Raw genomic sequence first — 17002 nt, forward strand, 5'->3', positions numbered from 1 at the left:
TCACCTGAGAGAAATAATAATTAGCATTCAAATATGTTTATAAAATCAGATAAATTCATATACTTATTAAAAATGTGAGCGCTTTTCCGAAACCCACCCCGTGCAATTCACGCTATGTTAAGCACAACGTTGACGAGTCTGGCGTGTTTACTCCACGTTTCCATGATGCCCGTAAAAATGGTCCCGAACCTTGCTGAGGTTTTAAGTAAAGGACAATAAAATGACGAACGGGGCGACATCGGCGGTGACGGCTTTCCAGGCATCTGGATCAGCCATCAGCCAAACACTGGAAGCAGCGCGCAGCAAGGTCGAGGAGCGTTTTCTCGAAGGCGGCACCGTCCTGCTTTCGGTCATGGACGTCCTCAACCGATTGTTGAGCTCGCTCGACAACATCACCAAGGCACTGGACGCCGGCGAGAGTGGTGATGCAGGCGCGGAACTGCGCGCAACAGTCAAGAGCCTCAGCGATCTCCCAACCGCCGAAAAGTCCCGCCGCGACGCGCTCTCGTCACTCGCCGAGACCGGATATTCGCTGCGCCGGCACGTCTCGGACATGCAGGAAACCATGCGTTACCTGCGCACCTTCGCCGTCACCGTGAAGATCACCGGCGCCGGCCTTGCCGAGTTCGCCGGCTTCGCGCAGGAAATTCTCGAGCGCATCTATTCCGGCACCGACGAGGTCAACCGCTTCGCCGGCCGGATCGAGGAGCTGGAGAAGGAAGTGAAGCTCGCGCTGACCTTCGGCACCGATGTCTCCAAGAGCTACGCCGACACGGTTCCCGCCGTGGCCAGCGCCCTTGATGGCGATGCCCGCAAGATCGCCGAACACCGCCAGAACCTCGCCGCTATCGCCCGCGACGTCGGCGCGGTCGCCAGAGGCGTGCAGAGCAAGGTCGCCTCGACCCTGTCGGCGCTGCAGATCGGCGACATCACCCGCCAGCGCATCGAACATGTGCAGAGCACCTTCACGCTGCTCGACGAATTCCTCGACAGCGAAGACGGCCGCGGCCTGAACGCCGACGCCCGCGCGCGCCTGCAAAACGTTATCCAGCACCTGACGGCGGCGCAGATGAACGAGATGTGCCGCGATTTTCACCGCGATTCCCAGAACGTCATCAAGACGATCGCAAGCTTCGGCCACGACACGCAGGAGATCCTTCGGCTGCGCGACCAGATGAGCGGCGGCGGCCAGGGCAACTTCATCCGCGCTTTGGAATCCAGCGTCTCGGCCGCCCATGAGATCGTCAAGCAGGTCGACGCCGTCACCCTCAAGGCCGACCAGGTCAGCCAGTCGACCCGCGACACGACCGCCAAGCTTCTGGAAGCGATCGGCAACATCAAGGCGGTGAAGACCGACATCCACTACATGGCGCTGAACACCAACCTGCGTTGCAGCCGTCTTGGCGAAGCCGGCAAGTCGATCAATGTCGTCACGGCGGAGCTGCGCATTTTCGCCGGCAAGCTGGATGACAGCGCCGACGCCATCGTCAACGGCCTGCCTGCTCTGGAGGAAGCAGCCGGCCGCGTGGCCCCGTCGAGCGAGACGGCATCAGGCGGCCTGGCCGAAAACCTGACGACCGCCGTCGCCGATATCCGCACCGCCGCCGATACGATGGAAGCCGAGCTGAAGACACTGTCCGAACACGGCCGCGAGGTCGCGGGCAAGATCAACCTTCTGATCGGCACGCTCGATTTCCAGAAAGACCTCGGCGATGTGCTGGCGGGCTGCGCCGATACGCTGGAAGATGCCGCCGGCGCCGAGATCGCCGATATCTCGGACTTGGCCGAAGCCATCGCCCCGCTCGATCGCAAGATCTTCAAGCTTTACACGATGGTGCAGGAGCGCAACGTCCACCGCGACATCATCGCCGCGGTTGAAGAGACGGCAGCAGCCGAGCCAGAGCCGGTAAATGCTGCGACAAGCGACGAAGACCTTTTCGAGGACGCGCTCTTCTAAAACGTTAGAGCGCGATCAGCGCAGGCGGCGGAACTTGTTGGCGGCTTCGATCCCCGCCTTCTGCTGCTCTTCCTCGATACCGAGGTAGAAATCCTCGAGCGCCGGGTCGGGCAGACCGGCACGGCGCGAGAGCACATACCACTTGGCAGCCTCGACAGGATCCGGCTTCGTGCCGAGCGCGTTGATATAGAGATGCGCCAGCTTGTTCTGCGCAACCACGTTGCCGTCATTGGCCGCGATTCTCAGCCACTGGAAGCCCTTTTCGAAATCGCGCGGGCCGTTGGTTCCATTGACGAACCAGACGCCGAGATCGAGCTGCGCGGTGTCGAAACCGGCATGTGCGGCGCGCGCCATCCATTCGCGGGCAAGCTGCTTCTTCTCGGGAGGAAGGTCGGGCAGCGACGAGTAGATCTCCGCCACCGCGTATTGCGCGTCGGCGACACCCTTCTCGGCCGATTTCTCGTAGAACGGCAGCGCCAGCTTCAGCCCCTTGTCGCCGGGATTGTCGGCCACCAGGATCTGCCCCCAGTTGAACTCGGCCGACGCATTGCCGGCCTCCGCCGCCTTGCGCATGTAGGTGTCGGCAAGCGTCTTGTCGCGCTTGACGATGCGGCCTTCCATCAGGATGAGCGCGTATTTGAACATCGCCGCAGGATCACCGCCCTCGGCGGCCTTCCCGTACCAGAAGGCAGCCGCCTTCGCGTCGCGCTTTACGCCGAGGCCATCCGCCAACAGTTCGCCCATCAGCGTCTGCGCCGCCGCATCGCCAAGCTGCGCGCGAGGCAGCGCAATCCCCATCGCCGTCAGATAGTAGCCGCGCTGATAGGCGCCGTAGGCATCGTCGACCTTGCCGTGATAGTCTTTCTCGGCCGGCAGATCGGGCAGCTTCGCGCCCATGCGATCGAACACGCCGACACCGGTGGACGGGGTTACCCCGTCCGGCTGCGCGCGGCCTGATTTCAATGTCTCGGGCGCGCCGGTGAGCGGCCGCGTGACCATATTGTCGACCTGCTGGGCCGATGCGCCATGCGCGAAAGCCGCCACACATGTGGCGGCGGCAAGAAGAGAAAGGCGCAAATGGCGTGTCAGCATGGGCATGAGGGCGATATCAACCCTCAAACCGTGGCGCTTTTTCGTCAAGAAGTGCGTTGATTTCGGCAACGACAAGGGCCGCGCGCGCCGGCTCGCCGAAAACGGCAAGACGCATGGCCACGAATTCCGCCCCGCTCTCGGCAACGGCAAGCGCCGAGGCCGGATCGGTGCCGCCCATGACGATGCACGGGATCTCGATCATCGAGGCCCACCATTCGGCGAGCGCGAGGTTCTTCGGATGCGCCTCCGGCTTGATGTCGCCTTCGAGCTTGCCGAAGAAGACATATTCGGGCCGCTCCTCGCCGATCTCGAGCGCATGATGCCGGTCGGCCGCATTGCCGCCGCCGACGATCAGCTTGTCGGCATATTTCTCGACCGCCTCGGAAATCTCCGCAGCACCGCCGGTGATATGAAGACCATCCGCCTTGGTTCGGCCGACGACACGGCTGTCGCCGGCAAGCAGCGCCGCCGCACCCGCGTTCTGCGCCAGCGGCACGATCTTTTCGGCATGTTTCTGAAACTCGCCGTCACCAAGCCCGTATTGCGGCAGGATGATTGAGGCGACATCACCGCCCTTCAGCGCATCGCCGACGATTTTCGCCTGCTCGTCGGCATCGGCGATATCAGGCACGATCAGCACCAGGCGGCAGCGGTTTTCAGGTTCGCTCATGAACTCTTTCCATTTCCAGCGGATTTCGCCGTTTGCCGGCAGCTCCGCACTCGTTTTGTGTGAGTAATTCCGTTAGACCGGGCTGGCAAGGGGAGGACTTCAAAAGCATGCCGATGGACGTGTCATTTTACTACGCCGCCATTCCCGCCGTCATTCTGGTCGGCCTCGCGAAGGGCGGTATGGGCGACGCCTTGTCGCTGATTGGATTGCCTTTTCTGGCACTTGTCGTCTCCCCCGTGCAGGCCGCCGCCATCCTCCTGCCGATCCTGATCTTCATGGACATGATATCGCTCGTCATTTGGCGCAAGCACGGCGATTGGACGACGCTGAAGATCATGCTCCCGGGCGCGCTCGCCGGCATCGCACTCGGCTGGGCGACCTCAGCGCTCGTTCCCGGCAGTGTCTTGCGGGTCGTCATCGGCGTCGTCACCATCCTCTTTTGCCTGCGCTATTTCTGGAACAACTTCGGCCCCGGCAGAGGAAAGATCGTGCCGCCGCACGGCCAGCGGCCGGTTCGCGCCACGCTTTGGGGCACCTTTTCCGGTTACGGCAGCTTCGTCGCACACGCCGGCGGCGCGCCGTTCCAGATCTACGTTCTCCCGCTGCAGATGCCGCCGCGCGAATATACCGGCACCAGCGCCCGCTTCTTCGCGATCCTCAACGCGGTCAAGCTGATCCCCTATTTCGCGCTCGGCCAGCTCGACACCCAGAACCTCGCCGCATCCGCCACGCTGCTTCCCTTCGCGCCCCTTGCCACCATCGCCGGCGCCTGGTGCGTGAAGCGCATGCAGCCGAAAATCTTCTATCCGTTCATGTATGCGATGGCGCTGATCGCAGCCGTCCTGATCGCCCGCGAAGGCCTTGGATTTTAGGCCTTAAGGGCCTTGCTGCGGCGCACAATTCGCTTGCCCTAATTCTCCGATTGACGTAGCTTTTCGCCATGTCGAACGTGGACCCTTTCACTGCGATTGCCGACCCTCACCGGCGCTTCCTGCTGGAGGAGTTGCGACGCTCGCCGCGCACCGTCAACGAGCTCGCCGAAGGCCTTCCGATCAGCCGTCCGGCCGTCTCCCAGCACCTCAAGGCCCTGCTCGATTGCGACCTCGTCTCGGTCACCGCCGATGGCACGAAGCGCATCTACGCGGTCAACAATCGCGGCTTCGACAGGCTCAATCTCTGGCTGGATCAGTTCTGGGCATAACGCCACCAGGACATGAAAACGCGCCGGCTGCGACCTTTTCGGCAACCGACGCGCAGGAACATTCCAACGGACGCGACAGACTACTAAACAACTGGTTATATTGCGATATTTACCCTTTGTTCCGCATCGACCACGCCCTGTAACGTTCTATCCTGCTTAGTGTACGGATGATTTGAGACGCTCAATCTCGTCTTTGATGCGCAGCTTCCTGCGCTTGCACTCGGCAACCTCACGGTCGTCTCTGGAGGGGGATGCCATCAGTGAATGGAGCTCGTCTTCGAGAGCGCCATGCTTCTTCTGGAGTGATTCAAGATGAGCTTGAACAGTCATATGACCCTTCCTTCCTCTAGCCTTTCTCCAGCCAACACCGCCGGAGATCCAAGGCGTCAACCCTCAAACTGTGACACATTTTTGAAGGCTTGTCGAAGGCGAAAACAAGGAGAGAGCGTGGCAAATTCATGATCGAGACTAACTAGCCGTTACCGCTATTTGGTGATAGGAGCTTGCAAAAATTAGCGACAGACCGGAGAAGGTCTGAAGACGATCATGGGGAATGCGTATGCCGGATCAGGAACAGGCGGAAGTCAGGCTCATTGTGGCGCGCCTGCGCCAGGAGCATGAGGACTACGATGTCGCCATCAACGCCATGATCGCGACTGGCTGCGATGCGCTGCGCGTTCAGCGCATGAAGAAAAAGAAGCTTGTTATCAAGGACAAGCTGTCGAAGCTCGAAGACCAGATCATCCCGGATATCATCGCCTGAAGCCCGGTATCATTGCTTGAAGGAAGTGTCGTGACGATGACAGACAGACCGACCGTTGCCATCATCATGGGAAGCCAGTCCGATTGGGAGACCATGAAGAACGCCGCCGATACGCTGGAGGCGCTCGAGATCCCTTATGACGCGCGCATCATATCGGCACATCGCACACCCGATCGCATGGTCGAGTTCGCCAAGGGCGCCAAGTCGGAAGGCTTCAAGGTCATCATCGCCGGCGCCGGCGGCGCCGCCCATCTTCCCGGCATGACCGCCGCGATGACCCCTCTTCCTGTTTTCGGTGTTCCCGTGCAGTCGAAGACGATGTCCGGCCAGGACAGCCTGCTGTCGATCGTGCAGATGCCCGGCGGCATCCCGGTTGGAACGCTGGCGATCGGCAAGGCAGGCGCCATCAACGCGGCGCTTCTTGCCGCCGCGGTTCTGGCGCTGTCGGACGAAGACATTGCCGACCGGCTTGACGAATGGCGCGAGAGCCAAAGTGCGGCGATCGCCGAATACCCGATGGACGACCTATGAGCATGACAACGATCGGCATCATCGGCGGCGGCCAGCTTGGCCGCATGCTGGCCATGGCTGCCGCCCGCCTGAATTTCCGCACCATCATTCTCGAGCCGCAGGCCGATTGCCCGGCAGCGCAGGTCGCCAATCGGCAGATCGTCGCCGCCTATGACGATCCCGCAGCGCTCGAGGAACTGGCGACCGCCTGCGACGTCGTCACCTACGAATTCGAAAACGTCCCCGTCTCCGCAGCCGAGGCCTTAGCGCAGACCGTGCCGGTCTATCCGCCGCCGAAAGCGCTGGAAGCCGCCCAGGACCGTCTCGTAGAAAAGCGCTTCATCAATGATTGCGGCATTCCGACCGCGAAATTCCACGCCATCGACAGCCAGGCCGATCTCGAAGCCGCTCTCGCCGATTTCGGCGGCCAGGGTGTCTTGAAGACGCGCCGCCTCGGCTACGACGGCAAGGGACAGAAAGTCTTCCGTTCAGCGGCCGATAGCGCCGACGGTGCCTTCGCCGAACTCGGCAGCGTGCCGCTGATCCTCGAGAGCTTCGTTGCCTTCGAGCGCGAAATCTCGGTCATCGCCGCACGCGCCACCGATTGCGGCGTCGCCTGCTACGACCCGGCCGAAAACGTGCACCGCAACGGCATCCTGCACACATCGACCGTTCCGGCATCAATCACCGACGCCACGGCCGCCGCCGCGCGCGAGGCAGCCGAGAAGATTCTGACGACGCTCGGCTATGTCGGCGTCATCGGCATCGAGTTCTTCGCGCTGGCCGACGGCAGCCTGATCGCCAACGAAATGGCGCCGCGCGTGCACAATTCCGGCCACTGGACGGAAGCGGCCTGCGTGATCTCTCAGTTCGAGCAGCACATCCGCGCCGTCGCCGGCCTGCCGCTCGGCAATGCCGATCGCCACTCCGACTGCGTGATGCAGAACCTGATCGGCGACGATATCCTTGATCTTCCGGACTGGCTGAAGCGGCGCGACACGCTGGTTCACCTCTATGGAAAGACGGAATCGAGACCCGGCCGCAAGATGGGTCACGTCACCACACTTGCCAGCGCACGGGCGGGCAAATAAGGGGTTTTCCCCTGACAAAACCGGCCACTGCCACGGGAAAAACACCTTCACGTGGTTGACACAGACAAGAGGCCGGGTTATCTGCACGCCCAACCTGAAGAGCGCGCCCTGAGCGCGCTTTTGAATGTAATAGATACGGGCGAATGTGAATTCCCCCCAACATCGCGGATCAAAACAATGAAGATCAAGAATTCGCTCAAGTCGCTCAAGGCTCGTCACCGTGACAACCGCCTGGTTCGCCGCAAGGGCCGCATCTACATCATCAACAAGCTGAACCCACGCTTCAAGGCTCGTCAGGGCTGATTTGGCTGGCCGGATGGCTTGGCAGCGTTTGCGCGCCTGAGCCTGTCCGGAAGGGTCCTTTTGTGATCCCGTTAAAGTGTTTTGATCTTTCGCGTTGGCGGGCTATTATGCCCGCCATGCGTTTTTTGGCTATGACCTGCGCGGCACTGCCGCTCTCCCTCGCCCTGCTCTCAGTTACCTTGCCTGCCTATGCGCAGGAACCCGCACCCGCGCGGGACAAGGAAAAGATCGTCGAGCAGCAGGCCGCGAACCTCTCGCCCAAAGAACATCTCGATCAGCTCTTTGCAGCACTGAAGCGCGAGCGCGACGCCGACAAGGCTGACAACATCGCCAACGAGATCCGCGCCGAATGGAACGATTCGGGCAGCGCGACCGTCAACCTGCTGATGCAATGGGCCGACAAGGCGATCGAGGAGAAGCGCAACAGCGCCGCACTCGATTTCCTCGACCAGGCGATCGCGCTGAAACCCGGCTACTCCGAGAGCTGGAACCGCCGCGCCACGCTAAACTACACCAACGGCGCCATGCGCAAGTCGATGTCCGATATCGAACATGTGCTAGACATCGAGCCTCGCCATTTCGGCGCGCTTGCCGGCATGGCCTCCATTCTTGGTGACAGCGGCAACGACCAGCTGGCGCTGAAGGCATGGGAGCGCTTCCTCGAGATCTACCCCGCCAACCGCAATGCGCAGGAGCAGCTGAACACGCTCTCCGAAAAGCTCGCCGGCAGCCGCACCTGACATATTACTGTGTGACAGGTTCCCCTCTTGCCCGGCCCCTCTTGAAGGTGAACCGTACCAGCCAATCTAACGTATGGTCCGTTAGTCCATGCCGCAGGTCGCATCATGCTTACCCTCGTCTCCGCCCTTCTCGCCCCTCTGGCCGCAGCAATCGGCTACTCCTCCTATAAGGCCCGCCAGTTCGAGCAGGCCTATCCGAACATTGGCGAGCTGACCGACATCGGCGGCTACCGCATGAACGCCGTCCATATCGAGCGCCCGGAAACCGCCGACCTGCCGGCGCTCGTCTTCATCCATGGCGCCAGCGGCAACCTGCTCGACCAGATCGGCGCCTTCCTGGAGCCTCTGCGCGGCCGCGCCGAAATGCTCTTCGTCGACCGCCCCGGCCACGGCTATTCCGAACGCGGCGGACCGGATAACGCCCTCCCCTCGGGCCAGGCGGACGCCATCGCAGCGCTTATGGAAAAGCGCGGAATCGACAAGGCAATCATCGTCGGCCATTCCTTCGGCGGCGCCATCGCCGCCGCCTTCGGCGTGCGTCATCCGGGAAAGACGGCCGGTCTGCTCTTCCTCGCGCCCGCCACGCACCCGTGGCCCGGCGGCGTCGACTGGTACTATCACGTCTCCACAGCCCCGGTGATCGGCTGGCTCTTCAACCATGCGCTCGTCGTGCCGCTGGGCCTCCGGCGTCTGGAACGCGGCACGCTCAACGTCTTCCGCCCCAATCCACGGCCGGACGATTACATCCTGAAAACCGGTCCCTCGCTGGTGCTGCGCCCCGCCACCTTCCACAACAACGCCGCCGACTTCGTGCGCCTGCTCGATTATTTCAAGACGCAGTCGCATCTCTATATCAAGATCTCGGCACCCACGGTCATCATCACCGGCGACAGCGACGACATCGTCTGGGAGCACCTGCACTCGCAAGGCCTTGCCCGCGACATCACAGGCTCCGAACTGGTCAAGATCAAGGGCGTCGGCCACAAGCCCGATTACCTCGCCACCGACGTCGCCATCGCGGCAATGGAGAAGATGTCTGGCCACGACCGCGACCTGCAGGCCGCCGCACGGATTGCCGAGGCAAGGCTCACGATGTCCCCAGCGCAGGAAGCCAGAACGGCGACGACTCCGCAGCCGGCGCCAAAGCCCGTCGCAACGCCAGACCTGCAGGGCACCACTTAGCGCCCGCCGCGCATTGCCTGCCACGCCTGCAACCCCATATGTTCCCCATGTCAGTCCAACGAGGGGAACATCATGGACCGCCTTCCCACGAAATCCGCAGCCCTCATCGCTGCCCTGTCGCTGACGCTGGCGCCAATCGCACCGGCGCTTGCCGCGTCGCCAGCGCCGGTCGAGGCTGAGCATGGCATGGTCGTCACAGCCCAGCATCTGGCGACCGGTGTCGGCGTCGAGGTGTTGAAGAACGGCGGCAATGCCGTGGATGCTGCGGTGGCCGTGGGCTATGCGCTGGCCGTGGTGTATCCGACCGCCGGCAATATCGGCGGCGGCGGCTTCATGACCATCCGCATGAAGGACGGCAAGACCAGCTTCCTCGATTTCCGCGAGCGCGCCCCGCTTGCCGCCACCAAGACCATGTATCTCGACGCCAAGGGCGATATCGTCCCCCGCGCCAGCCTCGATGGCTATCTGGCCGTCGGCGTGCCCGGCTCCGTCATGGGCTTCGAGACCGCCCGCGAGAAATACGGCACCAAGTCGCGCCAGGATCTCCTTGCCCCCGCCATCCGCTACGCCAAGGACGGCTTCACGCTTGAGCAGGGCGACGTCGCCTCGATCGAGAACAGCGCCAAGCGGCTAGCCAAGGACGAGGCGGCCGCCAAGATCTTCCTCAAGCCCGATGGCAAGCTCTTCACGTCAGGCGAAAAGCTGGTGCAGCCGGAACTGGCCTCCGTGCTTTCGAGCATCTCCGACAAGGGCACCGACGCCTTCTACAAGGGCATGCCGGCGGATGCGATCGTGAAAGCCAGCCAGGCCAAGGGCGGCATTCTCGCGAAAGAAGACTTCGAGCAATATCAGGTGCGCGAGCTGAAGCCGGTGGAATGCAGCTATCGCGGCTATGACATCATCTCCTCGCCCCCGCCCTCCTCCGGTGGTGTCATCATCTGCGAGATCCTGAACATCCTGGAAGGCTACCCGCTCTCCTTCCTCGGCTATGGCTCGGCCGAGACCGTGCATCTCATGACCGAGGCCATGCGCTACGCCTATGTCGACCGCAACGCCGCCCTCGGCGACCCGGATTTCGTCGACAACCCGGTCACGACGCTTCTCGACAAGAGCTACGCCAAGGCTATCCGCGCCAAGATCGACATCAACAAATCAGGCACCTCCGCCGACCTGACGCCGCTCGGCGCCAAGGAGAGCACCGAGACCACGCATTATTCGATCATCGACGACGACGGCAACGCGGTCGCCGTCACCTACACACTGAACGGCAATTTCGGCGCCGGCGTCGTGGCGCCGGGCACCGGCATATTGCTGAACAACGAGATGGACGACTTCACCTCGAAGCCTGGCGTCCCCAATCTCTACGGCCTCGTCCAGGGCGAAGCCAACGCCATCGCGCCGAAGAAGACCCCGCTCTCGTCGATGAGCCCCACGATCGTGACCAAGGACGGCAAGCCCTTCATGGTGATCGGTAGCCCCGGCGGCTCGCGCATCATCACCATCACGCTGGAAGCCATTTTGAATGTCGTCGATTTCGGCATGGACATCAGCCAGGCCGTGAACGCCCCGCGTATCCATCACCAGTGGCAGCCCGACAAGATCTATTTCGAGCCCTACGCGCTGTCACCCGACACGATCCGCGCGCTGATCGCGATGGGCCATACCATGGACGACGGCAGCGGCACGCCCGTCTGGGGCCAGGCCGCCGGCATCCTCGTCGGCGGCAAGAGCCTGAAAGATATCGAGAAAGGCGGCGGCGCCCGCTACAACGGCGCCATGGACAGCCGCTCGACCGAGGGCTCGGCCGGCGGCTATTAGGAGCGCGCCCGTCAACGGATCGTCGTATGCGCGTACTCCGCCTTGATGGTGACCACCGGCTTGGCGCCGACCACACTCGGCCGGGGGCTGTCGATCAGCGACGCCTTGGCGGTGACGGTGTAATCGACAGGCACGTCCTTGCCGAAGTCGAGATAGCTGTCCACCGAATGCGCCTTGACGTCGATCGTCTCGTCGGCGTTGAGTTTGTCGTAAGTCAGATGCGCCCTGAGCGCGGCACTATCGATGGCGACGTTCGAGGCATGCCCCTGTAGCGTCACGTCTGCCGCCTTGCTCAATAGGCCGAGCTTCGCAAACTCCCCTTCGAACCGTGCCATCACGGCCTGCTGGTTGACCTCGATCGACCCGCCCGGCGGGATGTTGGCGACGACCTCGGGCGAGCAATCGGAAAGATCGAACCACTTCGTCGAGGCAACCGCGATCGACAGCGTCGTGCCATCGATCACCATCCGGCTCTGGTCCTCGCAACCGCTGAAGAACCAGCTTGAATACCAGCGGCTGAACCAGCCGTCGCGCCGGCCGCGCGTCTCAGCCCGATAGGGCTCATCCGAATTGGCACTGATCCGGATCGAGCTGGCGTCGCCTGTTATCACGATCGAGCGGATCGCCGATACGTCGATCGTCTCTCCCGTCCGCCAGCCATCGGCATAGCTTGAAACCAGCGTGAACAGGAGCAGAGGTATGGTTATGATGATCATCATGGCAGTCTCCTTGCGTGACACCGCTCCCATCGAGCGGCGGACCCAAGGTCGCTGAGACCACACGAAATCGAGACCTCGATCGCGATCCGGGTCGCCCGCGATTGCGATCGAGGTCATTGTCGTGCTCATATCGCTCTTCTGTTGCTGGATCCGCACCCATGATCTTCGTGCCGCTGCCCTTCGTCGTCACCTTACTGCTCGCGGTCCTGCTTGTCCGGATGGTCAAGCAAAGCGACGGCCTGGCGCCCGAGCGGCGGCCCTTCCTGATCCTGATCGGGCTCTACGCGCTGCAATCTGTGCTGCTCGGCTTGCGCTGGGGCTATGACATCATTGCCCTGATGCCCGGCCAGGCGGTGCTTGCCGCCCTGATCGCCGCCTTCGCCTGGATCAGCTTCAGCAACCTCGCCCGCGACAACACCCTCTCCTGGCTGCGCCTTGCGCCGCATCTCCTGCCAGCCGTCATCGTCCTGGTGCTGATGATTTTCTGGCGCGGCCCTGTCGGCATTTTCATCACCGCCACCTTCACGGTCTATGGCGCCGCCCTCTTCTGGCTCGCCCGCCACGGCCCCGATGGCCTCGTCTCCTCGCGGCTCGACGGCGCGCTCCTCTCCTACCGCTCGCTGCTGATTACCGCAGCAGCACTGCTTGCTTCCGCCACCGCCGATATCGTCATCAGCTTCGATTTCTATAGAACCGGCGGCGCTCACGCCGGCGCCGTGGTCGCGATCGGCAATGTCATCTCGCTGCTCGCCCTCGGCACCGCCGCCGCCATCGCCAGCAGCAGCCAGACCACCGAACCCGCGCCTTCGCCGCAGCCCCAGCCACCGGCACCCTCGCCGACATCCGGCCCGACAGAGGAAGACGGCGCCACCGCCAGGGCTCTGGACGAGCTCATGCAATCGCGCGAACTCTACCGCGACCCCGAACTGAACCTCGGCCGCATCGCCCGCAGGATGAACCTGCCGGCCCGCCGCGTATCGATCGCGGTCAACCGCGTGCACGGGGCGAGCGTCTCGCAATATGTCAACGGCTTCCGCATCCGCGCCGCCTGCCGGATGCTGGAAACGACCGATGAGCCGGTGACCCGGCTGATGTTCGACTGCGGCTTCATCAGCAAGTCGAATTTCAACCGCGAATTCCTCCGGGTCACCGCCACAAAACCCACCGATTACCGTCGGCGCCACCAGACCCGGCCAGCCGGCCCAAAGCCCGTGCCGGAACCGGAATTCCTGCCCGCACAGCAAGAGCCGCTTTTCATGTCACCGTGACAAAGCAGCCGTTCACAACGCGAAGGCCGCGTCCTATTCATGACGGCATTATCATCCGAAAGAGCTCCCATGGTCAGCATTGAAATGATCGTCGCCGCCCGCGCCCGCCTGCGTGGACATGCCCGCCGCACCCCGCTTCTTTCTTCTCCATTTCTCGATGAGATCGCCGGGCGCCGGCTGTTCATCAAGGCCGAATGCCTGCAGCACACCGGCTCCTTCAAGTTCCGCGGCGGCTGGTCGGCCGTCTCAGCGCTGGAGCCAGAGGTACGCGCCCGCGGCGTCATCGCGTTTTCTTCCGGCAACCACGCGCAGGGCGTCGCGCTTGCCGCCAAAATGCACGGCGTCCCCTCCGTCATCATCATGCCCTCCGACGCCCCGAAGCTGAAGATTGCTAACACCTGCGCGCTTGGCGCCGAGGTCGTGCTCTATGACCGCGCCACCGAAGACCGCGACGCGATCGGCGCGCGCCTCTCGGAAGAACGCCGCCTGACCCTGATCAAGCCCTTCGACGAACCCCAGGTTATCGCCGGCCAGGGCACGACCGGGCTGGAGATCGCCGAACAGGCGGAAGAGGAAGGCGTGACCGCAGCAGAAGTGCTGGTCCCCTGCGGCGGCGGCGGCCTGACCTCCGGCATCGCGCTGGCACTCGAAGCCCGCACGCCCGGCTTCCGCGTCCGCCCCTGCGAGCCCGAAGGCTTCGACGACACCACCCGCTCGCTGGCCTCGGGCAAGATCGAGCGCAACGCCACGCTATCAGGCTCGATCTGCGACGCCATCATCACCCCGCAACCCGGCAACATCACCTTCCCGATCCTGAAACGCCTCGCCGGCCCCGGCCTCGTCGTCACCGACGAAGAGGCGCTCCGCGCAATGGCGCTGGCCTTTACCCGCCTGAAGATCGTCGTCGAACCCGGCGGCGCGGTGGCACTGGCCGCTGCGCTGTTTCATGGCGATCAGCTACAGGAAGATGCTGCGATCGTGGTGACCTCGGGCGGCAATGTGGATGACGAGATGTTTGGCCGGGCGCTGGCGTTGCAGGGGTAGGTCGCGAGGTTGGTGTTGCGGGATGTAGCTGTCAGGCCGAGAAGCTGGCGGGTGCGATAGCCGGCTCCAAGACCGAGGTCTCGGCGGGCGTGTTACCCCCCTCTGCCCTGCCGGGCATCTCCCCCACAAGGGGGGAGATCGACTCGTGGATAGATCTCCGCCAAACAATCAAGGTGGAGCGAGCGGCCGCTCCCAGCCAATCTCCCCACCTGTGGGGGAGATGCCCGGCAGGGCAGAGGGGGGTATCCCACCCACCAGGTCAGCGACGATGCGCTCACCAACTCCTCCACCCGCACTAGGCCCCAACCACCTCAACCACACGCTTACCGCGCCATCCGCGCCGCACTGACAGCAACCGGCCGTGCAACCTCGCCAAGCACATCAAAAACCGACTGCCGCACCAGCCCGGCCAGCCTCGCCACCGCCGGCGCACTCTCGGCCTCTGCCCGGTGCAGCACGAGGCCGAGCCTAGGCAATTCAGGCAGCGCCAATTCTTCCGCCATGAGCGGCCGCACCTTCGCCGGCAGGCCGACCGGCGTGCGCAGCGTGATACCAAGCCCCGCCGCCGTCGCCGCCCACAGGCCGCCGAGGCTGGGGCTGACGAAGGCGAGCCGCCAGGAAATGCCCGCCGCATCCAGCGCCTTGGTCGCGGCGGCCCGCATCAGGCAGGGCGCCTCAAGTGCCGCCAGCGGCAGTGGTTCCCCGCTTGCCCGGTCCCATCCCGATGACACGGCGGCCGAGCCAATCCAGCGCATCGGCACCTCGCCGATCCGGTCGCAATGCGGCGTCAGCGTCCCGTCGCTCCAGGCGAGCGCCAGATCGAGCTTGCCAGACGTCACCCGCTCGATCAGCTCGACGTTGCGCACCACCCGCGCCTCGATCCTGACCTTCGGATGCGCCCGCGCGAAACGGCCGAGCACATCAGGCAACAGCGTCTCGCCGAAATCCTCCTGCAGCCCGAGCCGCACCCAGCCCTCCAGCTCGACGCTGTGCACGGCCGCCGCTGCCTCGTCGTTCAGCTCCAGCAGGCGCCGCGCATAGCCGAGCATGGTTTCGCCGGCATCGGTCAGCGCCAGCCCGCGGCCGGACTTGCGGAAAATCGGCGTGCCCGCCTGCTCCTCCAGTCTCTTCAGCTGCGCGCTCACCGCAGATGTCGAGCGCCCCAGCCGGTCGGCGGCACGCGCGAAATTGCCGAGCTCCATGCCGGTGACGAAGGTTCTGAGAACGTCGAGGTCGAAGATCGTCCGGCGCATATGATAATCCATATTTTCAGGATCGATGGTCCATTATATTCTGATTTTCTGTATTATCGTGCCGTGCGATCCTCTCCCTGTCAACATCAGGGAAAAGGAGGCAAACATGCCCTTCACTCGTATCTCGCTTCTGAAAGGCAAGTCGCCGGACTATATCGCAGCCCTCTCCGAGAGCCTCCACCGCGCCATGGTGGAGACATTCAACGTGCCGCCGGCCGATCGCTTTCACATCATCCACCAGCACGATCAGGGCGAGCTGATCTTCGACCGCAACTATCTCGCCGGCCCACGCTCGGACGATTTCGTGCTGATCGCCATCACCGCCGGCAAGCCGCGCACAGCGGAGGCACGCGCCGCCTTCTTCAAGCGCGCGGTCGAACTGCTCGGCCAGTCGCCGGGCCTGCGGCCTGAGGATGTGATGATCGTCGTCAACACCACGGCGCCGGACGAATGGTCCTTCGGCAATGGCGGGCAGCAGATGCTGGAGCCCGGCTGGGAAATCCGCGCGATGGAGACCGCGCCATGATCGCCATGCAATACAGCTTCACCCTGCCCGCCGATTACGACATGGCGATCATCGACCGCCGCATCCGCGACAAGGGCGCGATGACCGACGGCTTCCCCAAGCTCGGCTTCAAGGCCTACCTCACGGCCCGCAAGGGCGAGCTCGGCGCGACCGACAATCTCTACGCGCCCTTCTATCTCTGGCGGCACGCTGAAGGAGCGAGCGATTTCCTCTGCGGCCCCGGCTTTGAAGCCGTCAGCCAATCCTTCGGCCGGCCACAGGTGGCGACGTGGGTTGTCTGGCATGGCGATGTGGCGCCGGATGTGGCCGAGGCGCGTTTCGCCACGCGCGAGATATTGCCGCTGGGCACTGAGGTGTCACTCGCATCGGTTCGCGAGAGCGAAACGGCACGCGCTCGCGAGCGGTTGGACGAGCCCGGCATGCTTGCCTCCGTCGCGGCCTTTGATCCCGCGGGCTGGAGGATGGTCCGGTTCGCATTGCACACGGACGCGCCGGCTGTGTCGCCGTCGACGCGGATCTATCGCGTCGGTCACGTGTCCTTGCCGTGACGGGCGATCGCGCGAGGCCCTCTTTTGCAGGTATGGGATGCTGATCGAGAGGTCAGTGGGCGCGTTACCCCCCTCTGCCCTGCCGGGCATCTCCCCCACAGGTGGGGAGATTGGCTGGGCGCGGCCACTCGCTCTACCTTCATTGTTTGATTGGGGAGCAAGCCACAGGTCGATCTCCCCCCTTGTGGGGGAGATGCCCGGCAGGGCAGAGCGACTGTCTTGCCGGTCAAGCGTTTTGCCATGGTTTGTTGTCCCTGATGATGGCGTTGAGAATGGTGAGCAGCTTGCGCATGGCGGCAACTATGGCCGCCTTCTTG

The 17002-nt window shown here is 63.4% G+C and carries 19 protein-coding genes; 14 read left to right on the plus strand and 5 right to left on the minus strand.

Translation table 11 applies throughout. The annotated features are described in order from the left end of the window. Nucleotides 1-220 precede the first annotated feature (220 nt). Nucleotides 221-1957 carry a chemotaxis protein gene (locus AC1DOG_RS21635; protein WP_477930948.1) on the plus strand — a complete coding sequence of 579 codons (1737 nt, stop codon included), beginning with the start codon at nucleotides 221-223 and terminating at the stop codon, nucleotides 1955-1957. A gap of 15 nt (nucleotides 1958-1972) precedes the next feature. On the opposite strand, the gene AC1DOG_RS21640 is transcribed toward AC1DOG_RS21635, so the two are convergent. Continuing rightward, a complete protein-coding gene (locus tag AC1DOG_RS21640) occupies nucleotides 1973-3055 on the minus strand; it encodes a tetratricopeptide repeat protein (RefSeq protein WP_477930950.1) in 1083 nt (360 codons plus the stop codon). 10 nt (nucleotides 3056-3065) lie between these two features. Next, nucleotides 3066-3719: a thiamine phosphate synthase gene (locus AC1DOG_RS21645; protein ID WP_018899703.1), complete on the minus strand. Its 654-nt coding sequence runs from the start codon at nucleotides 3717-3719 to the stop codon at nucleotides 3066-3068. A 107-nt stretch (nucleotides 3720-3826) separates the two neighbouring features. Between AC1DOG_RS21645 and AC1DOG_RS21650 the strand changes: the two genes are divergently transcribed. Both AC1DOG_RS21650 and AC1DOG_RS21655 read left to right on the plus strand, forming a co-directional pair. After that, nucleotides 3827-4591 carry a sulfite exporter TauE/SafE family protein gene (locus AC1DOG_RS21650; RefSeq protein WP_047509437.1) on the plus strand — a complete coding sequence of 255 codons (765 nt, stop codon included), beginning with the start codon at nucleotides 3827-3829 and terminating at the stop codon, nucleotides 4589-4591. Between the two features lie 68 nt (nucleotides 4592-4659). Further along, nucleotides 4660-4920, plus strand: coding sequence for an ArsR/SmtB family transcription factor (locus AC1DOG_RS21655; protein WP_018899705.1), 261 nt, complete (start codon nucleotides 4660-4662; stop codon nucleotides 4918-4920). A 156-nt stretch (nucleotides 4921-5076) separates the two neighbouring features. On the opposite strand, the gene AC1DOG_RS21660 is transcribed toward AC1DOG_RS21655, so the two are convergent. Continuing rightward, nucleotides 5077-5250 carry a YdcH family protein gene (locus AC1DOG_RS21660; RefSeq protein ID WP_018899706.1) on the minus strand — a complete coding sequence of 58 codons (174 nt, stop codon included), beginning with the start codon at nucleotides 5248-5250 and terminating at the stop codon, nucleotides 5077-5079. Nucleotides 5251-5479: 229 nt separating this feature from the next. Here AC1DOG_RS21660 and AC1DOG_RS21665 point away from each other — a divergent pair, with 229 nt between their 5' ends. The 7 genes from AC1DOG_RS21665 (at nucleotide 5480) to ggt (ending at nucleotide 11327) form a co-directional block, all read left to right on the plus strand. Next, on the plus strand, nucleotides 5480-5683 hold the full coding sequence (locus tag AC1DOG_RS21665; protein WP_112433111.1) for a YdcH family protein: 204 nt from the start codon (nucleotides 5480-5482) through the stop codon (nucleotides 5681-5683). A 36-nt stretch (nucleotides 5684-5719) separates the two neighbouring features. Next, complete coding sequence (gene purE / locus AC1DOG_RS21670) at nucleotides 5720-6214, plus strand: 5-(carboxyamino)imidazole ribonucleotide mutase (RefSeq protein WP_113011448.1); 495 nt, start codon at nucleotides 5720-5722, stop codon at nucleotides 6212-6214. Next, entirely contained in the window at nucleotides 6211-7284 is a 1074-nt protein-coding gene (locus AC1DOG_RS21675) for a 5-(carboxyamino)imidazole ribonucleotide synthase (RefSeq protein WP_477930954.1), read from the plus strand. The genes purE and AC1DOG_RS21675 overlap by 4 nt, the downstream gene beginning before the upstream one ends. Before the next feature lie 177 nt (nucleotides 7285-7461). Next, nucleotides 7462-7587 (plus strand): type B 50S ribosomal protein L36, encoded by a 126-nt coding sequence (gene ykgO / locus AC1DOG_RS21680; RefSeq protein WP_003566454.1) that lies wholly within the window; start codon nucleotides 7462-7464, stop codon nucleotides 7585-7587. Nucleotides 7588-7694: 107 nt separating this feature from the next. Then, nucleotides 7695-8327 (plus strand): hypothetical protein, encoded by a 633-nt coding sequence (locus tag AC1DOG_RS21685; protein WP_477930956.1) that lies wholly within the window; start codon nucleotides 7695-7697, stop codon nucleotides 8325-8327. Nucleotides 8328-8432: 105 nt separating this feature from the next. After that, nucleotides 8433-9509, plus strand: a complete 1077-nt coding sequence (locus tag AC1DOG_RS21690; protein ID WP_477930958.1) for an alpha/beta fold hydrolase — start codon at nucleotides 8433-8435, stop codon at nucleotides 9507-9509. A gap of 72 nt (nucleotides 9510-9581) precedes the next feature. Continuing rightward, nucleotides 9582-11327, plus strand: coding sequence for a gamma-glutamyltransferase (gene ggt / locus AC1DOG_RS21695; protein ID WP_477930960.1), 1746 nt, complete (start codon nucleotides 9582-9584; stop codon nucleotides 11325-11327). A gap of 11 nt (nucleotides 11328-11338) precedes the next feature. Here ggt and AC1DOG_RS21700 read toward each other — a convergent pair whose 3' ends face one another. Further along, the gene (locus tag AC1DOG_RS21700) at nucleotides 11339-12046 is read right to left on the minus strand and encodes a hypothetical protein (RefSeq protein ID WP_477930962.1); all 708 of its coding nucleotides are present in this window, start codon (nucleotides 12044-12046) and stop codon (nucleotides 11339-11341) included. A gap of 158 nt (nucleotides 12047-12204) precedes the next feature. Here AC1DOG_RS21700 and AC1DOG_RS21705 point away from each other — a divergent pair, with 158 nt between their 5' ends. Together AC1DOG_RS21705 and AC1DOG_RS21710 are read left to right on the plus strand one after the other, a co-directional pair. Then, on the plus strand, nucleotides 12205-13314 hold the full coding sequence (locus AC1DOG_RS21705; RefSeq protein ID WP_477930964.1) for a helix-turn-helix domain-containing protein: 1110 nt from the start codon (nucleotides 12205-12207) through the stop codon (nucleotides 13312-13314). Between the two features lie 69 nt (nucleotides 13315-13383). Beyond that, complete coding sequence (locus tag AC1DOG_RS21710; RefSeq protein WP_477930966.1) at nucleotides 13384-14358, plus strand: threonine ammonia-lyase; 975 nt, start codon at nucleotides 13384-13386, stop codon at nucleotides 14356-14358. A gap of 323 nt (nucleotides 14359-14681) precedes the next feature. On the opposite strand, the gene AC1DOG_RS21715 is transcribed toward AC1DOG_RS21710, so the two are convergent. Next, nucleotides 14682-15611, minus strand: a complete 930-nt coding sequence (locus AC1DOG_RS21715) for a LysR substrate-binding domain-containing protein (RefSeq protein WP_477930968.1) — start codon at nucleotides 15609-15611, stop codon at nucleotides 14682-14684. Between the two features lie 106 nt (nucleotides 15612-15717). On the opposite strand from AC1DOG_RS21715, the gene AC1DOG_RS21720 reads away from it, so the two are divergent. Continuing rightward, nucleotides 15718-16137: a tautomerase family protein gene (locus tag AC1DOG_RS21720; RefSeq protein WP_477930970.1), complete on the plus strand. Its 420-nt coding sequence runs from the start codon at nucleotides 15718-15720 to the stop codon at nucleotides 16135-16137. Continuing rightward, complete coding sequence (locus AC1DOG_RS21725; protein ID WP_477930972.1) at nucleotides 16134-16685, plus strand: DUF4865 family protein; 552 nt, start codon at nucleotides 16134-16136, stop codon at nucleotides 16683-16685. The genes AC1DOG_RS21720 and AC1DOG_RS21725 overlap by 4 nt, the downstream gene beginning before the upstream one ends. Nucleotides 16686-17002: the final 317 nt, after the last annotated feature.

This window comes from Rhizobium sp. 01N48 (genome assembly GCF_056399145.1).